The following is a 17,250-nucleotide window of genomic DNA, read 5'->3' on the forward strand; positions in this document are numbered from 1 at the left end:
AAGGAAACGGAGCGCATGAACTTGTTCGAAGGAAATGGAAACCGCGAAGCGCAAATACGCTATCTCGATGCGGATTTTCAGATCCTGTCGCCGGGATCCTATGTTGTCTGCGCGATTACCGGCAAACAAATCCCGCTCGATGAGTTGCGCTACTGGAGTGTTGCGCGCCAGGAGCCATACGCCGATGCCGTGGCTTCGCTGGAGGCAGACAAGCGTGCTGGCGTTTTGCCCAACCAGAAGCGTTAACCGCAGGCGCAACACGCGACCGCGGTCGCGCCTGCCGCGCCTCTTAGGCCTTGCGGCCTTCCTTTAGGCGCCGGTCTCTACAGGTGTTGATCGCGCGGTCGATTATGAGCCCCGGTGCCAGCGCATCCGCAAAGGCCATTTCCACCTCGATCACCCGGCATTTGGCGGCAAGCTCCTCTGCTTTGCCATGATGTCCGGCGAGACGGACGAAATCCTTGGACGTCGTGACGATCTGAAGACCTTCGCGCTCTGCCGTCGAGAGGATGTCGTCGACCTCGTCATCAGTCAGATGCTCATGATCACCAAACGAGCGGCGAACCGCGACGTGCGCGCCGACAGATTCGACCGTGCGGAAGAATTTCGACGGGTCAGCAATCCCCGCAAAGGCCAGTACGTTCCGGCCGGACAGTTCGGTGCTATCGCACACTTTCAGCGAAGCGGTGAAATAGGGCTTGGCAGCGCGTGCAGCGATCCGGACAATGTTGTCGGCTGCCTCTCCGGCGCCGACCTTCAAAAGCGCGGTGGCATAGCGCAGTTGTTGACGGATGGGAGCGCGCACGGGACCGCCCGGAACGGTATGACCGTTGCCTAGGCCGCGCGTGGCATCGATGACCAACAGCGCGTAGTCGATCGCCAACCGTGCGCTCTGGAAGCCATCATCCATGATGATCAGGTCGACACCTTCCTTGACAAGGCGCTGGGCACCTTCGACGCGGCGCCGGGAAATCACCGTCAAGGCTTCGCGGGCGAGGAGCAGAGGCTCGTCACCGACGGCAAGCGCACGGTGATGGGCCGGATCGACAACCGTCGTGACATCAAGCGAGCCGCCATAGCCACGGCTGAGGAAGCCGGGCTTCAGGCCCTTTGCCTTTGCCGCACGGGCGATCGTCAGTGCCGTCGGCGTCTTGCCGGCACCCCCAACGGTGAAATTACCGACGCAGATAACCGGCACCGGGACCGAGGTGCGCTTCGCATTGGCCATGCGATAGCCAGCGATACGCCCATACAGAAAGGAAATCGGATAGAGCGTCCAGGCACGCCAATCGGCTTTCGACCACCAAAACGGCGGCGCTTCGGATACCATTCTTCCCGTCCTGCCCTTTGGACGCCGAGCATCATGCTGGCGGATCTTGTCCTTAACCGGGCGAAAAGAGAGGGCAATTTTCAAGAAAAAGCAAGCCCTTGGTCAATCAGGCAAGCTGAAGGTCGGGCAGCAGCCGCTCCAGCTCGGTGATGTCGTTCAGGCAGTAGTCGGATGCGGCGGCTAGCGATTCTCGCGATCCGGTACCGGTCAGCACGGCCACGGTGATGCCGGCCTTGGCGTTGCGGCCCATGTGCAGGTCGTGGTTGTTGTCGCCGACAACGGCGACTTCAGAGGGATCGAGGCCCGTCGCGGCACAGAAACCAAGGACCATCCCCGGCTCCGGCTTGGTGCCGAAGCCGCTGTCGTATCCGGCCACATAGTCGATGAAGGGCACAAAGCCAAAGCGCAGGGCGGTCTGTCTGATCGAGCGCTCGTTGTCGCTCGAGGCAACGCCGAGCCGAAAGCCACGGGAATGCAGGCGACTGAAGAAGGCTGCGAGATCGGTGACCGCAACGGAAAACTCGGCGGCATGAGAAAAGAGCTCATCCAACTTGATCGTCAGCTCGATCACGTCGAGCTTCGAGCCGGCCGCGATCAGTCCTTCCGAGATCTGGCGCGTGTTGCCGGCCGCGAGCAGGCTATCGGGAACAATGTGGCCCGTAACTGGATCCATACCACAGGCCAGAAGCAGCCGGTCGGCCAGTTCGACATCGCCTTCTGCGGCGATCCGTGCCAGCTCGCGATTCACCGGCAGCCAGCTCTCGTCGTAGTCCAGCAGCGTACCATCCTTGTCGAAGAGGATTCCCTTGATCGCCTTCATGTCCGCTCCCGCACTCAGCGTTGTACAGCTGCCTTCGGCAGCAGCCTCGCCTTCACCGTCAGCGGATTGATATAGGGCTCCAGGCCTTTGACCGTTGCCGTCAGCGCACCGCGCATTTCTTGCACGGCGCCGACCCCGGCCTCGATCATCTTGCGACGCGCCTCGTCGTTGGTGAGCAAATAGTGGACGCCCTTGGCGAGCATCTCGGTATCGCGCACCATGCGTGCGCTGCCACGGCGCGCCAGCTTCTGATAGGCTTCACGAAAATTCTGCACGTTGCTGCCGGACAGGACCGCGCAGCCCAGCATCGCCGGCTCCAACGGATTTTGGCCACCCTCGGCAAACAACGAGCGACCGACGAAGGCAACCTCGGTCAGGCGCAGGTACAGACCCATTTCGCCGATGGTATCTCCGAGGAACACATCGACGTCAGGAGAAAGCGCATCGCCGCGGGTCCGGCGGGCCACCTTGAGGCCAAGGCTGACGAGCTCGGCTTCGACCTCGTCAGCCCGTTCCGGATGGCGCGGGACGATGATCGTCAATTGCCCGTTTCGTTCTCTGAGAACACGATGAACGACGCCCGCCGCCTTTTCCTCCCCGTCAAAGGTGGAGATTGCCGCCCAGGTCTTGCGTTCGCCGAGCTGCTTCTTGTAACCGGCGAACACGGCAGCATCATAAGGCGGAGCGTCGGTATCCACCTTGAGGTTCCCCGACATCATGACGTGGCGCGCGCCCAGATCCCGGAAGCGCTCGGCATCGACATCCGACTGGGCAATGACCAGCGCCAGGTTCTCAAACAGAGCCTCGGCAAGCGCCGGACGCCGGCTCCATCGTGCGAAGGAGCGGTCGGACATGCGGGCGTTGACGAGGATCTGCGGAATGCGGCGGCGTCCGAGTTCCATCATCGTCGCCGGCCAGATTTCGGATTCGGCAATCAGCGCGCAGTCAGGTTGCCAGTATTCGAGGAAGCGGCTGACGGCCGGCTTCAGGTCGAGCGGCACATATTGGTGGATCGCCTCTTCACCAAGACGCTCCGCGGCAAGCTTGGCGGAGGTCATCGTCCCCGTCGTCAGAATGACGTGAATGTCGCGACGGCGAATTTCGCGGATCAGCGGGATGACGGCATTGGTTTCGCCGACGCTCGCAGCATGGAACCAGACCAGCGGTCCAGCCGGACGGTCGGCACTGGCATAGCCAGTGCGTTCCAAACGGCGCGCACGATCTTCCTTGCCCTTCGCCGCCCGATAGGCAAGGTATCCGCCGACGAACGGTGTCAGTAACGTTCCCGTTGCCTGATAGGCGCCCAGCGCAAATCGCGCCATGCGACCGCTCATCTGCCAATTCTCCGATCACAAATGATCGACATAAACCCATTCCCAATTATTGTTGCGGCCGCAATGGCCGATCAGTTTGTCCAGAATGCGTCAGGCAGCAGTCGGTCGGTTCGCGGCCTTTGGACCGCGACCGCGGGAGGGTTACTGCGCGGACTTGCTTTCCGGGTCGAGCAAGCGATGCATGTGGACGATGAAATAGCGCATATGCGCGTTATCCACAGTCGACTGCGCCTTTGCCTTCCAGGCCGTCAGGGCCGTGGCATAGTCCGGAAAAATGCCGACGATATCGAGGTCCTTCAGGTCCCTGAACTGAACATCGTCCAAGCTTTCCAGTTCGCCGCCGAATACGAGATGCAAGAGCTGCTTTTTGCCGCCGGATTCCGTCATTTTCTTCTCTTTCTGCTCTAATCTCCTCCGCCGCATCATCTGAGGGATTTTGACGGAAACGTCAACTGCCTCGTCGTTCACCAATCCCGGTCAGGAGGTCGGCGAGCCGCGGCGCGGCTGCGGCACAAAGTTCGTCGTGGCTGACTCTCGTCCGGTTATAGAGCGGTGCGCCGCCGTGGAGATCGACCAGGTGGCCGCCGGCGCGCTCGAGTATCAAGTCGGCCGCGGCGAGATCCCAATCGTGCGAATTGTGTTTGATGAAGGTGCCTTCAATCCGACCTTCTGCAACCATGGCAATGCGATAAGCCAGCGACGGTACGTACTTGACGCGCTCAATGCGATGCTTGAGGCGCTCGGGGAACGTCGCCAGGACATCTTCGGCGATGGCAAAGCGCCCGGGCGTATCGACGCTTGCTGTCGATACCGTGATCGGCCTGCCGTTCTTCAAAGCCACGCCGCCTGCGATAGCCTCGTAAAGCTCGTCCAAGGCGGGAGCGTAGAGAACGCCGGCAACGGGCCGCCCGTGGCGCACCACCGCGACACTGACGCACCATAGATCCAGGCCGGCCAAGAACGCGCGCGTGCCGTCGATCGGATCAATAATGAACAGTGTCTCCCTCGACAGGCGCTCGGCGTCGTCGTCGGTCTCTTCGGACAGCCAACCATAGTCGGGCCTAGCAACGCGGAGAAGCGATTCAAGCTTTTGGTTGGCGGCGAAGTCGGCAGCACTGACGGGTGATCGCCCCTCGTTCTTCCACCAGACTTCAGGCGATTGATTGAAATAGCCAAGTGCGACACGACCGGCTTGCCTGGCGGCATCGGCGATCAATTCCAGATCGCTCCGCCAGAGGGCTGTGTCCACGTCAGTCATGTCGGCAATCCAATCCATCAGCGCCCGGCGAGCGTCATTCCTTCGATCGCAAGCGTCGGAGCGGCGACACTGTACTTGCGGTCGATGTCATTTGCAGGTGTCACCCGCATGAACATGTCCTTCAGGTTCGAAGCGATCGTCACTTCGGAGACGGCAAAGGTCAGCTCGCCATTCTCGATCCAGAAGCCGGTCGCCCCGCGGCTATATTCGCCGGTTATCATGTTGACGCCCTGACCGATCAGCTCAGTCACATAGAAGCCATTGCCAACGCTGCGGATCAGATCTTCCGGCGAGATGTCGCCCGGCTCGAGCGCAAGATTCGTCGCCGATGGCGTCACAGAATTTCCGCCACGCACGCCGCGCCCGTTGGTCTCCATGCCGATCTCGCGGCCGGTCGAGGTCGAGAGAAACCAGTGCTTGAGGATGCCGTCCTCGATCATCAAGAGCCGCTCGCCGGAGATGCCCTCGCCATCGAAGGGTCGGGACGACGGGCCGCGGACGATCAGCGGATCATCGGAAATCGTGAGCCCCGACTTCAAGACCTGCTGGCCCATCTTGTCGCGCAGAAAGCTGGTCTTGCGCGCAACGGAAGCGCCATTGATCGCCCCGGCGATGTGCCCGACGAAGCCGCGGGCGACGCGGGGATCAAAAACGACGGTGATGTCCTTGCCGGTATCCACCTGCCGCGGGTTGACGCGCTTGACGGTTCGCTCGCCTGCCCTGCGGCCGATTTCAGAGGCATCATCCAGCTCGCCGAAATAGATTCGGCTATCGAAATCGTAGTCGCGCTCCATGCCCGTGCCTTCGCCAGCAATGACGCTGACGGAGCGGCCGAAGCGCGAGCCCATGTAGCTGCCCTCGAAACCGTGGGAGGTGACGAGCACGAGACCGCCCATCCCGGCCGAAGCACCGGCACCCGACGAATTGGTGACTCCCTTGACGGCAAGCGCCGCGGCCTCCGCCTCGAGCGCAGCCTCGCGAAGTTGGTCGGAAGACACCTCGGTTGTATCGAGAAGCTCGAGGTCCGGATAGGATTTCGCCAGCTTGCCTTCATCAGCCAGGCAGGCGAAGGGATCTTCCGGTGACACCTTGGCCATCGCCACCGCACGTTCGGCGAGAGCAGTCAGATCGAAGCCCGGATTTGCGGAGACGCTGGCAACGCGCTTGCCGATGAAGACGCGCAACGCGAAGTCGTCGCTTTCCGACGACTCTGTGCCCTCGACCTTGCCGAGGCGCACGCTGACCGATTGCGAACGAGAGCGCACGACCACCGCATCAGCAGCGTCGGCCCCAGCTTTTTTTGCTAGGTCGATCAATTGGCTTGCGCGGGAAAGAAGCGTCGAGGAGTCGATTTCTGAGGACATGATTTGGCCTTTCCTTCGCGTTCCATTTATTGTGCACTACCAAAAGCATCAAGGCCGCGCGCATCGATTCTTTTGCCCGTCGCCTGCATGCCTCCCCGCATTTGAAAGAGACCCGCCTGATGTCAGAGCCCAATACTCTTTTCACCGAGACGATCCTGCTGCTTGGTGGCGCCGTTGTTTCAGCGCCTATCTTCAAGCGACTCGGATTGGGAACGGTGCTCGGCTACCTGGCCGCCGGCGTGGTGATCGGCCCGATCTTTCATGGGTTGACGGACGGCGAAGAGATCCTGAACGTAGCCGAGCTCGGCGTCGTCTTCCTCCTGTTCATCATCGGGCTTGAGCTGAAGCCCTCGCGCCTCTGGCAGATGCGGCGCGATATTTTCGGGCTCGGAACCGCGCAGGTTGTGGCGACCGGTCTGGTGCTGACGCTCCTGACCTATCTTTCCGGAGTGCTGGATTGGCGCGGCAGCATCGTTGCGGGTTTCGGGCTTGCCCTCTCCTCCACTGCATTTGCGATGCAGATCCTCGAGGACGAAGGCGACGTGAATACTCGTTACGGGCAGCGTTCCTTCTCGATGCTGCTGTTCCAGGATCTTGCGATCGTGCCGCTGCTTGCCCTGATCAGCATTCTCGATGGCGGCAAGGGCAGCGGCACGCCGCTGCTCGACTTCGCAGTCGCCATTGGGGCGGTCGCCGCGATGATCGTCATGGGACGCTACCTGCTCACGCCGCTCTTCCAGATCATCGCCCGCACCGGGGCCCGCGAGGCGATGATCGCCGCCGCCCTCTTCGTGGTGATGGGGTCGGCGAGCCTGATGCAGCTTGCCGGACTGTCGATGGCGATGGGCGCCTTCCTTTCCGGCGTGATGCTGGCGGAATCCTCCTATCGGCACGAACTGGAAGCCGATATTGAGCCCTTCCGCGGCGTCTTGCTCGCTATCTTCTTCATCGCCGTTGGTCTTTCGATCGAGCTCGAGGTGCTCAAAGACAACGCTCTTTTCATCATCGTCGCCGTGCCGGTCATCATGGCCGCGAAGGCGCTCGTCATCTATGTCCTCTGCCGCGCAACCGGCTCGCCGCATGACGACGCTATCAGGATCGCTTTCCTGCTGCCGCAGGGTGGCGAGTTCGGCTTCGTGCTGTTTACCGCCGCCGGCATTGCCGGCCTGATGCCGACAAGCACCGCCTCGCTGCTGATCGCGATAGTCACCCTGTCGATGGCGCTCACCCCGATCGGCACGATGCTGGCCAAGCGTCTCCTCTCCGGCAAAGTGGAGGAACAGCTCGACGAAGATTTCGAAGGCGCCGGTGCCGATGTGCTGATGGTCGGCTTTTCGCGTTTCGGGCAGATCGCCGCCCAGATCCTGCTTGCGGGCGGACGCGACGTGACTGTCATCGATTTCTCGGCCGATCGCATCCGGCAGGCCTCATCCTTCGGCTTCCGGATCTACTTCGGCGACGGCACCCGCAAGGATGTACTTCGCGCGTCCGGCATCGACCGTGCCAAGATCGTCGTCGTCTGTACGCAGAAGCGCGAAGTTACCGACAAGATCGTCGAGCTGGTACAGGCGGACTATCCGCATGCCAAGCTCTTCGTGCGCTCCTACGACCGCATTCACTCGATCGCGCTGCGCAATCTCAATGTCGATTATGAACTGCGCGAAACGCTGGAATCCGGTCTGCTGTTCGGCAGGCGCACGCTCGAGGCATTGGGTATCGGAGAAGCCGAAGCCTATGAAATCGGCGAGGATATCCGCAAGCGCGACGAAGCCCGCCTGGTGCTCCAGGTCACGGAAGGCCTGCAGGCCGGCCGCGACATGCTGTTCTCTCAGCCGGTCAAACCGGAGCCGCTCATGAAGCCAAAGCGCGCCGCAAGCTTCGACGAGGACCCGCTGGCAGGCACGGCAGAGGTGACGGCCGACGCTTAGGGCGCTCAGGGTTGAATTGAAACTTTCTTATGGCTCCAACGATGAAAGAAGCCGATAGGCAAGCAAGGGATCATCGGCAGAGAGTGCAGCGGCCCATAGTCCAATGCCACTCCCATTTATTTCCCGAGGCTAAATCGCCGGAGGCGGCCCTCATCGAGGCCAGCGGAACGAATTCCCGATTTCTCTTGCTATTCAGCGGCGAAAGGCAGCTAGATCGGTTTTCACGAGGGCACTACGCAATGGCTAAGGGTCAGGTACGAAGCAACAAGGAAGCCAGGAAGCCCAAGAAGGACAAGGCGGCTGATAAAAGCGCCCCGCCCACTCTAGGCTCTCAGGTCAAGGACAGCCAAAGCGCCCTAAAGAAGAAGTGAGGTACGGGAAGCCTGGTCGCCGCCAAGCTGACAAGGGCTTTGCCCACCCTTGACCGGCTACCGCTATCTTCGGCCTCCGTCGCCTCCTCCGTAGGTCCTACTGAAACGCCACTCTCGTTTGTTTCGCGAGGTCGAGAACTTGACCGCCCGAAGGCTCATTGATGCCGCCGATCAGGCGGCATATCCCCTACGGGTTTCGTCAGTTCGCCTGGCGGCGGGCGATATTTCATCGACCTCGGATCTTAGAAGTCGCATGAGCCGCCTCCTCTGGGCTGGAAGCCCTCTGCGCAGGCGGGGTTCAATGGTTCGTTCAGCGAGCGGGCCCCCGGGCCACCGGTAGTGCATGATGAACTGATTACGGCGAGCAAGAGAAAAGCGAAAGCTGCTATTGGCTTGTACAAGTGGATCATGAGAACTCTCCAAAATTGGGGATCCTACAAAGCCTGACCGCCGAAACCTTCGATCCCAAATAAATCGGTGCTAGTTCCGGGCTCGGACCGCCATGACATGGTGAACCTGTACTCGCCTGTTGGAAAGAGGATAGGCGAGGATCCGTGTTTTTGCATATGTACGACGAACTGCCTGAGCGAATGTGGACTTGCCTGTTGCCTTGAGCTCGTCGCTCCTGTGAGCCGTAGCCCGGGCACGCGAGGATGCATCCGGCGATCAACCCGGGCAGAGCCTCGAACCTACGCACTTAGCTACCCGTTGCGATTGCCGTAGATTTGAGGGAGTATCCGGTCTCGGCCCCTGAGGCCCGCGCAGTCTCCGATGAGAGGACAATGCCATGCCTCTACGCTATCTTTTGGCCGCTGTGGCCATCACGCTCTTTACCCTTTCCGGATGCGCAACCACCGGTTCGGGCGCAGGGAACACCACCTACGCAACCCCTGCCGGGATCGGCCCGGTTCGTGGCGCCGGCATCAACGGCTATTAGTCCTAGGCAAAGCCTCTAAGGGGCGATCCGCGCTTCGATCTCCCGATCGAGCGCATATTTCAGTTCGTCCTTGATGCCGACCGACATCGACAGGACTTCGCGCGCCTTGAGGAAGTCCATCACGCCGATGCGCCCGACGGCGGGGCGCAAGAAGATGTGCGGTGCCTGCAGGCGCAGTTTCAAAGAAATGGCGGTCTGCATCATCAGCTGACCGGAGCCGAAGATGCTCTCCATGCGGTTCGGAATGTGGGTGCCATCGCCCTCCGGGGCACCGACGACGTCGATGCCGATGACGATGTCGGCGCGATCCATCAGGCATTCATAGGGGACGGGGTTGCTGATCCCCCCGTCGATCATCACCCGTCCGTGCAGCCTCACCGGCATGAAGACCGCGGGGATTGCCGAGGAAGCCGCCAGCGCCGGAAACAGCGCGCCGTGGCTCGTCAATACCTCGCACTGACCGTAATAATCGGTTGCCGTCACCGTCATCGGCACCGGCAGATCCTCGAAACGTTCCGGGAGGTCGGCGGGGAGGAAGGCTTTCAGGATACGCTCGAGATTGAACTGGCCGATGCGCACGCCATTGGCGACCGCATCGCGCACCGTCTGCGGGCGCAGGCCCCATAGGCGACTGACGACAGCGGCCTTGTTGCCGACCGTCATCATGACATGTTCGCGGATGGCTTCGCCGGTCATGCCAGCCGCCATGCCAGCGCCCATGATCGAGCCGATCGAGGAGCCGGCAATCGCCACGGGGCGAATGCCGAGCTCATCCAGGGTTTCGATGACGTGGATGTGAGACAGGCCGCGCGCGCCACCACCGCCGAAGGCAACCGCAACTGTGGGTGTCGAACGGCTGGAGGCGTCGGTCGGGGCAGGCAACTCGGTTTCGATCTTCTCTACCTGCTGCACCGCTGCCCCCAATGTCCGCCGCCCTATTCGGGCTGATAGCGGAAGAAATGAACCTTGGTATCGCCGAATATCCGGCTTTCGAGGAAAAGATAGGAAGGGTCGACCGAAACGGCAACGTCCGCGCGTTCCTCGAGAACTGCAATTGCGCCCGGTTGCAGCCAGCCGCCCTTGGCAGCGGCGGCCATCGCCTTTTCGCCTAGCCCCTTGCCGTAGGGCGGATCGGCGAACAGCACCTGGAACGGCTCGAGGTTGCCGACGCTGCCGAGATCGGTCGCATCGCGCCGCAGGATGCGCGTCCTGCCATGCAGGCCGAGTGCATCGATGTTTTCCCAGAGCAGGCCCCTGCCCTCGACGCTGTTTTCGACGAACAGCGCATGCCGACAGCCGCGGGAAACGGCTTCGAGGCCAACGGCGCCGGTGCCGGCGAAAAGATCGAGGATCCGGGTGCCATCGACGCATTCCGGATAGGCATGGCTCAGAATATTGAACAGGCTCTCACGCGTCCGGTCGGCAGTCGGCCGGATGTCGTTGGATTTAGGTACGGCGAGCGACCGTCCGCGAAACTCACCGCCGACGATCCGCACCGCGTCCTATTCCCTTGCCCTTAGGTCCACCACGCGACGGCCCGCCCGCAGGCTTGCCACCGCCACCCGGTCGATCGCCCGAAGGCTTGCCGGAAAAAGACTTGCCACCGGGTTTCGCCCCGCCGGGCTTGCCACCGAAGCTCTTACCGCGTGGCTTGTCGCCGAAGGGACGCGCCCCACTGGGCTTATCACCGAAGGAGCGGTCGCCGGCCGGACGCTCGGAACGAGCCTCGCCGGAGAAACGCTTGGCGCGGGGACGCTCGTCGCCCTCTTCGCGCGGGCGGCGCGGCTTGTCGCCGAACGGCCGGTCGCCACGCGGCGGCCGATCACCGAAGGAACGGGGACGCTCATCACCGTCCTCGCGCGGCCTGCGGTCGCCACGCGGCTTGCCGCCGAATGGACGGTCACCGGCTGGCCGGTCACCGCGCGCCGGGCGGTCGCCGAAGGAACGTGGACGGTCGCCGTCCTCGCGCGGCTTGCGCTCGCCACGAGGCTTGTCGCCGAACGGCCGATCGCCGCGCGGTGGGCGGTCACCATAAGGTCTGTCGCCGCGCGCCGGGCGGTCGCCGCCGGAACGGTCGCCACGATCGCCGAAGGACCTATCGCCACGGGACGGGCGATCACCGAAACCACGGTCGCCGCGCGGGCCGCGATCACCGCGATCACCGCGATCACCGGAACGCTTGCGGTCACCGTCGTCGCGGCTCACCTCGCTGGAGCGGATCCATTCGCCCTCTTCATCGGTGGCTCGGTTGATCTGCACGCGGTGGCGGTCATCACCGAAGCTTGCGGCCTGCGGCCTGTCGCGGTCGGGCTTTTCGCCACGGCGCTGCGCCGTCTTCGCGTTCTTCTCGGCCCTCGCAGCTGCCTTCTCGCCGAGCGGGCGAGCGCCGGGAGCCATCCAGACATTGGCATTGCGGCGACTGCCGAGCGCGGGCCGCTTCGGACGATCATCTTCATTGCGGCCACCCTCGCGACGGTCATCACGACGATCGTCGCGCTTGGTGTCGAGGCGGCTCAGCGCACGCTCGCGCTTGTCTTCCGGCTTGCGGGGGCGCTCACGGCGCTCCGGCTTTGCTTCCACCTCTTCTTCGGCGGCAACGGCGGGCGAATTGTAGATCGGCGCGTCGAAGTTGGCCTTCGCGTCCTCGATCAGACGCGGACCGAGCTGGTCGCGCAAGGTGCGACCGCGCACTTCGACCACATCCCGCTCCGGCAGATCGCCGAGCTGGAAGGGACCATACGAGATGCGGATCAGACGATTGACGTCGAGACCGAGCGCACCCAGCACGTTCTTGATTTCGCGGTTCTTGCCTTCACGCAGGCCCATGGTGAGCCAGACGTTTGAGCCCTGCGTGCGGTCCAGCGTGGCCTCGATCGAGCCGTACAGAACGCCGTCGACGGCAATGCCGTCCTTGAGCTTGTCGAGCGCGTCCTGATCGATCTCGCCGTGGGCGCGCACACGGTAACGGCGCAGCCAGCCGGTCGTCGGCAGCTCCAGCGCGCGAGCCAGGCCGCCATCGTTGGTCAAAAGCAGCAAGCCTTCGGTGTTGATATCGAGGCGGCCGATCGACATGACGCGCGGCAGGTCGTCCGGCAGATTGTCGAATACCGTGGGGCGTCCTTCCGGATCCACGTTGGTCGTTACGAGTCCGGCCGGCTTGTGGTACAGCCAGAGCCTGGTGCGCTCGATGCCGCGGATCGGAACGCCGTCCACTTCGATCTTGTCGGCCAGCGTCACGTTGACAACAGGGGTGTCGAGGAGCTTGCCGTTCAGCTTGACGCGCCCGTCCATGATCATGCGCTCGATATCGCGGCGCGATGCAACGCCGGCGCGCGCCATCACCTTCGAGATGCGCTCAGCCTTGGCGTCGCCTTCGGCAACGTCGCTCGCCTCGGCCTTGACGGCCGTCTTTGCCGATTTTGGCCCGGTATCGCGCGGAGATGGCTTGCCGCCTGGCCGTTTTGGCTTGTCTTTGAATGTCATTTGTTGTTTGCCTGCCTTTTCGGGCCTTCCTATCAGGTCGCGCCCCTGCGGTTAAGTGGAAATTGTCGGATCGTGAAGACAAATCAATTTATGGACCTGGCGCTAGACCAGGCCCGCGCTGCCGGCGAACGCGGCGAGGTGCCGATCGGAGCGGTTCTGGTGATTGACGGAACCGTGATCGCGGCATCCGGCAACCGCACGCGCGAGGTCAAAGACGTGACCGCGCATGCCGAGGTCGCCGTCATTCGCATGGCTTGCGAAGCGCTTGGTCAGGAACGGCTGACGGGCGCCGACCTCTATGTGACCCTGGAACCATGCACGATGTGCGCAGCCGCGATTTCCTTCGCGCGCATTCGCAGGCTCTACTACGGCGCGGAAGACCCCAAGGGCGGCGCCGTCGACAATGGCGTGCGCTTCTATGCGCAACCGACCTGTCATCACGCTCCGGAGGTCTATTCCGGTTTGCAGGAAACCACATCCGCCGACATCCTGCGGACATTCTTCCAGCAGAAACGGGATGTGCCATGACATTGCTCGCCGGCGAACTCGTTGTGATGGTCGCCGTCTATGCCTATACGAGGATCGCCCCGCATAGGGCATCGATCCCGATGCAAGGTCACTTTCCGGACATGCGAACTGGCGGGCGCCGGGCGGCCTGCATGGCGTGCTGGTTGACAACCGGTCAAAAGCAAAGCGGGGCTGACAGCCCCGCTTGAAATCTTACTGGAGGAGGTTCCACCACTGCTTGCCGGTACCGGCAATCGCAGCTTCCTTCTTCTTCTTCTTCGCCTTCTTCAGTTCCGGCTCGCCGAGATCGTCCAGCTTTGTCGGATCGTCGACCTGTCGATATTCGGTCGGCGGATCCGAGATGAAGCGGCGATCGGAATAGGTGCCCTTCTGGAGGGCGCGAGCTTCGCGATAGGCCTTGCTCTGGGCTTCCGTCGTCTGCCGGCCACCTTCCACCTTGTCGCTTGCGAGCGGCGAGCGGTAGTTCGGGTTGTCGCTGTTTTCGTCAGCTTCCTTGACGAGGCGTGCACGGGTCTCTTCCGGGGATTCAATCCACTGTGGATTTGAAGCGCTGGCAATGCTCTGCTGCGGCTCGACGAGGGTTTCCTTGGCGGCTGTGGACGGCAGAACGAGGCCTGGGCGGGCGCTGTACTTGACGCCCTTGTTCTTCGGTCCTTCGCCGGTCAATGAAACGGACTGACCAATGTCGTCGGTCAACTGTGCCATCGCGGTCTTGTCCGTACCGTAGCGCGGGCTCCCCATGCAGCCGGTGATCATCGCGCCGCCTGCCATAGCAACAGTCAGGCAAACGCCCACACGGAACCAACGTGTTGATAACATGAAAACCCTTCCAGCCATGCCGGTGCAATCATCGCCCTACCGGACACTCGTCCCCCTGACGCAAAAATCCGGCCATTTTCAGGCAGCTTTTACCGGATGAACCGCGTTTAGGCAATTCACCCGGCAATATTCTTCAGTTTTGCACCGCTAGTTCGCGCAATGCAGCCGCATCGCGGGCCGAGACATCGGGATACTCGGGGTCAGAGCCGACATCCGTGGTGATGCGCCAGGAGCGAGCACATTTCGTGCCCTCGGCCAGTTTCGGCTCAACGCTGACACCCGGCACTTCCGGCAGGCGGAAGGCATCGGCAGGCCCTTCCGTGCGGTCGATGACGATGCCGGAGGTGATGCAGATCTCCTCGAAGTCCTGACCTTCCAGCGCCTTCAAAAGCTCCGCGTCGGCGACGTGGACGACGGGTGCAGCCTCCAGCGAGGAACCGATCCGCTTGTCCTTGCGCTCGATTTCGAGAGCACCCGTGACAACCGTACGGACCGCGCGGATCTTCTTCCACTTCTCGGCCAGAGCGTCGTTCTTCCATTCCACCGGAATGGTCGGGAACTGCTCGAGGTGAACCGAAACGGCCGAAGTATTGCGTGACAGCCACGCCTCTTCCGTCGTGAACGGCAGCATCGGCGCCAGCCACGTCACCATGCATTCGAAGATGTTGCGGATGACATGCAAAGCCGAGCGACGGCGCAGGCTCGACGGCGCATCGCAATAGAGAGCATCCTTGCGGACGTCGAAGTAGAAGGCCGAGAGCTCGACGTTGGCGAAGTCGATGAGCGCGCGGGCGATCTTCTTGAACTCGAACGCGTCATAACCTTCGCGGACGAGCTGATCCAGTTCCGCCAGGCGGTGCAGCATCAGCCTTTCCAGCTCCGGCAGATCGCCAAGCGCGATAACCTCGCCCTTGTCGTGAGCCAGCGTACCTAGCATCCAACGCACGGTGTTGCGCAGCTTGCGATAGGCATCGACGTTCGTCTGGATGATAGTCTTGCCCAGGCGCTGGTCTTCCCAATAGTCGGTCGTCATGACCCACAGGCGCAGGATGTCGGCGCCGGCGTCCTTCATGACGTCCTGCGGAGAGACGACGTTGCCCTTCGACTTCGACATCTTCTCGCCCTTCTCATCCATGGTGAAGCCATGGGTGATGACCGCGTTATAAGGCGCGCGGCCGCGGGTGGCAGCCGATTCCAAAAGCGAGGAATGGAACCAGCCGCGATGCTGGTCCGATCCTTCCAGATAGACATCGGCCGGCCACTTCAGGTCGGGACGATCTTCCAGCGTGAAGGTGTGCGTCGAGCCCGAGTCGAACCAGACGTCGAGGATATCCATGACTTGCGCCCACTTGGCGGGATCATGCTCGTTGCCGAGGAAGCGCTCCTTGGCGCCTTCGGCGAACCAGGCGTCAGCGCCCTCGGCATCGAAGGCATCGAGGATGCGCTGGTTGACGGCATCGTCCTTCAGCACTTCGCCGTGCTCGTCGACGAAGACGCAGATCGGCACGCCCCAGGCGCGCTGGCGCGAGAGGACCCAATCCGGGCGCTGCTCGATCATGGCGCGCAGGCGGTTCTGGCCGGCACCCGGTACGAAGCGGGTGTCGTCGATCGCCTTCAGGGCGCGGGAACGCAGCGTCGTGCCGTCGGCAAGGTCCTTGTCCATGTAGACGAACCATTGCGGCGTATTGCGGAAGATCACCGGCTTCTTCGAGCGCCAGGAATGCGGGTAGGAATGCTTCAGGCGACCACGCGCGAAGAGCGTATGCCGGCCGATCAGCGCCTTGATGACACGCTCGTTGGCATCGCCTTTCTTGCCACTGTCGTCGATGACGCGAGCCGCACCGCCTTCGGCATCCGGACCAAAGCCGGGCGCATCGGCAGTGAAGAAGCCCGCATCATCGACCGGGAACGGGATCGCGGACGAGATGCCGCGGGCTTCGAGCGCCCGGGCGTTATCCATCCAGGCGTCAAAGTCTTCGCGGCCGTGGCTCGGCGCGGTATGGACAAAACCGGTGCCGGCATCGTCGGTCACATGATCGCCATCCAAGAGCGGCACCTCGAAATGGTAGCCGCCACCGAGGCCGTGCAGCGGATGCACACAGTTGATGCCCGCAAGATCGGCCGCGGAAATGTCGCGCAGGCGCTTGTACTGAAGCTTGGCCCTGGCGAAAGATTCTTCCGCCAGTTTGTCGGCGAAGATCAGCTTCTCGCCGGGCCGGGGACCGAAATCGTTCTCGGCGGCCGTGACTTCATAGAGGCCGTAGGAGACGCGCGAGGAATAAGCGATCGCGCGGTTACCGGGGATCGTCCAGGGGGTCGTCGTCCAGATAACGACTGCGGCGCCGGAAAGCTCGTCCGCACCCTTGGCGACCGGGAACTTTACCCAGATCATATCGCTGTCGACGTCGGCATACTCGACTTCGGCTTCGGCCAGCGCCGTACGCTCGACGACCGACCACATGACCGGCTTTGAGCCGCGGTAGAGCTGACCCGACTTGGCGATCTTCAGGAGTTCGCCGGCGATACGGCTCTCCGCGTGGAAGTTCATCGTCAGATAGGGGTTCTCGAAATCGCCGATGATGCCGAGGCGCTGGAACTCGCTGCCCTGGATGCCGATCCACTTTTCGGCATAGGCGCGGCACTCGCGACGGAACTCGATCATTGCCGCCGGTTCGGAAAGATCAGGCTTAGCCTTGCCCTTGGAGCGATAATTCTCCTCCTCGATCTTCCATTCGATCGGAAGGCCGTGGCAGTCCCAGCCGGGAACATAGTTGGAGTCATAGCCGCGCATCTGGAACGAGCGGGTGATGACGTCCTTGAGGATCTTGTTCAGCGCGTGGCCGATGTGGATGTTGCCGTTGGCATAGGGAGGGCCGTCGTGAAGCACGAATTTTTCGCGGCCGGCGGCGGAAGCACGCAGCTTCTTGTAGAGATCCATCTGCTGCCAGCGGGCAACGGTTTCCGGCTCCTTCTGCGGCAGGCCGGCGCGCATCGGGAAGTCGGTTTCCGGCAGATAGAGGGTCTTCGAGTAATCGATCTTTTCGGCTGTATCGGTCATGTCTAGCAATCGTCTCTAGG

At 62.3% G+C, this 17,250-nt stretch carries 16 protein-coding genes; 5 read left to right on the forward strand and 11 right to left on the reverse strand.

Annotated elements, in window-relative coordinates:
• Positions 1 to 15 precede the first annotated feature (15 nt).
• Positions 16 to 246: a DUF2093 domain-containing protein gene (locus FHT77_RS03110; RefSeq protein WP_007530431.1), complete on the forward strand. Its 231-nt coding sequence runs from the start codon at positions 16 to 18 to the stop codon at positions 244 to 246.
• A 43-nt stretch (positions 247 to 289) separates the two neighbouring features.
• Here the strand turns inward: FHT77_RS03110 and lpxK are convergent, their stop codons facing one another.
• The 6 genes from lpxK to FHT77_RS03140 all read right to left on the reverse strand — a co-directional run bounded on the left by lpxK (position 290) and on the right by FHT77_RS03140 (position 6,106).
• A complete protein-coding gene (lpxK, locus tag FHT77_RS03115) occupies positions 290 to 1,330 on the reverse strand; it encodes a tetraacyldisaccharide 4'-kinase (RefSeq protein WP_183752405.1) in 1,041 nt (346 codons plus the stop codon).
• A 106-nt stretch (positions 1,331 to 1,436) separates the two neighbouring features.
• Positions 1,437 to 2,150, reverse strand: a complete 714-nt coding sequence (locus FHT77_RS03120) for an HAD family hydrolase (RefSeq protein ID WP_183752407.1) — start codon at positions 2,148 to 2,150, stop codon at positions 1,437 to 1,439.
• 14 nt (positions 2,151 to 2,164) lie between these two features.
• The gene (waaA, locus tag FHT77_RS03125) at positions 2,165 to 3,484 is read right to left on the reverse strand and encodes a lipid IV(A) 3-deoxy-D-manno-octulosonic acid transferase (protein WP_183752409.1); all 1,320 of its coding nucleotides are present in this window, start codon (positions 3,482 to 3,484) and stop codon (positions 2,165 to 2,167) included.
• Between the two features lie 141 nt (positions 3,485 to 3,625).
• Positions 3,626 to 3,871 carry a DUF4170 domain-containing protein gene (locus tag FHT77_RS03130; RefSeq protein WP_113571286.1) on the reverse strand — a complete coding sequence of 82 codons (246 nt, stop codon included), beginning with the start codon at positions 3,869 to 3,871 and terminating at the stop codon, positions 3,626 to 3,628.
• A gap of 61 nt (positions 3,872 to 3,932) precedes the next feature.
• Positions 3,933 to 4,742 (reverse strand): 3'(2'),5'-bisphosphate nucleotidase CysQ, encoded by an 810-nt coding sequence (locus tag FHT77_RS03135; RefSeq protein WP_183752411.1) that lies wholly within the window; start codon positions 4,740 to 4,742, stop codon positions 3,933 to 3,935.
• Positions 4,743 to 4,759: 17 nt separating this feature from the next.
• Entirely contained in the window at positions 4,760 to 6,106 is a 1,347-nt protein-coding gene (locus FHT77_RS03140) for a TldD/PmbA family protein (protein ID WP_183752413.1), read from the reverse strand.
• 119 nt (positions 6,107 to 6,225) lie between these two features.
• On the opposite strand from FHT77_RS03140, the gene FHT77_RS03145 reads away from it, so the two are divergent.
• Positions 6,226 to 8,034, forward strand: coding sequence for a monovalent cation:proton antiporter-2 (CPA2) family protein (locus tag FHT77_RS03145; protein WP_183752415.1), 1,809 nt, complete (start codon positions 6,226 to 6,228; stop codon positions 8,032 to 8,034).
• A gap of 1,158 nt (positions 8,035 to 9,192) precedes the next feature.
• On the forward strand, positions 9,193 to 9,342 hold the full coding sequence (locus FHT77_RS03150; RefSeq protein ID WP_183752417.1) for a hypothetical protein: 150 nt from the start codon (positions 9,193 to 9,195) through the stop codon (positions 9,340 to 9,342).
• Between the two features lie 15 nt (positions 9,343 to 9,357).
• Here FHT77_RS03150 and FHT77_RS03155 read toward each other — a convergent pair whose 3' ends face one another.
• The 3 genes from FHT77_RS03155 to FHT77_RS03165 are packed head-to-tail and all read right to left on the reverse strand — an operon-like array spanning position 9,358 to position 12,825.
• Entirely contained in the window at positions 9,358 to 10,254 is an 897-nt protein-coding gene (locus tag FHT77_RS03155) for a patatin-like phospholipase family protein (protein WP_183752419.1), read from the reverse strand.
• Between the two features lie 23 nt (positions 10,255 to 10,277).
• Positions 10,278 to 10,838: a 16S rRNA (guanine(966)-N(2))-methyltransferase RsmD gene (gene rsmD, locus FHT77_RS03160; protein WP_183752421.1), complete on the reverse strand. Its 561-nt coding sequence runs from the start codon at positions 10,836 to 10,838 to the stop codon at positions 10,278 to 10,280.
• Positions 10,819 to 12,825, reverse strand: coding sequence for a pseudouridine synthase (locus FHT77_RS03165; RefSeq protein WP_183752423.1), 2,007 nt, complete (start codon positions 12,823 to 12,825; stop codon positions 10,819 to 10,821). Before FHT77_RS03165 ends, rsmD begins: the two co-directional genes overlap by 20 nt.
• Before the next feature lie 90 nt (positions 12,826 to 12,915).
• Between FHT77_RS03165 and FHT77_RS03170 the strand changes: the two genes are divergently transcribed.
• Positions 12,916 to 13,353 carry a nucleoside deaminase gene (locus FHT77_RS03170; protein WP_183753863.1) on the forward strand — a complete coding sequence of 146 codons (438 nt, stop codon included), beginning with the start codon at positions 12,916 to 12,918 and terminating at the stop codon, positions 13,351 to 13,353.
• The gene (locus FHT77_RS03175) at positions 13,350 to 13,541 is read left to right on the forward strand and encodes a hypothetical protein (protein WP_183752425.1); all 192 of its coding nucleotides are present in this window, start codon (positions 13,350 to 13,352) and stop codon (positions 13,539 to 13,541) included. The genes FHT77_RS03170 and FHT77_RS03175 overlap by 4 nt, the downstream gene beginning before the upstream one ends.
• Positions 13,542 to 13,545: 4 nt before the next feature.
• On the opposite strand, the gene FHT77_RS03180 is transcribed toward FHT77_RS03175, so the two are convergent.
• Both FHT77_RS03180 and ileS read right to left on the reverse strand, forming a co-directional pair.
• Positions 13,546 to 14,172: a hypothetical protein gene (locus FHT77_RS03180; protein ID WP_183752427.1), complete on the reverse strand. Its 627-nt coding sequence runs from the start codon at positions 14,170 to 14,172 to the stop codon at positions 13,546 to 13,548.
• Between the two features lie 133 nt (positions 14,173 to 14,305).
• The gene (gene ileS, locus FHT77_RS03185) at positions 14,306 to 17,230 is read right to left on the reverse strand and encodes an isoleucine--tRNA ligase (protein WP_183752429.1); all 2,925 of its coding nucleotides are present in this window, start codon (positions 17,228 to 17,230) and stop codon (positions 14,306 to 14,308) included.
• Positions 17,231 to 17,250: the final 20 nt, after the last annotated feature.

Source organism: Rhizobium sp. BK181 (assembly GCF_014193305.1).
Taxonomy (GTDB): Bacteria; Pseudomonadota; Alphaproteobacteria; order Rhizobiales; family Rhizobiaceae; genus Rhizobium.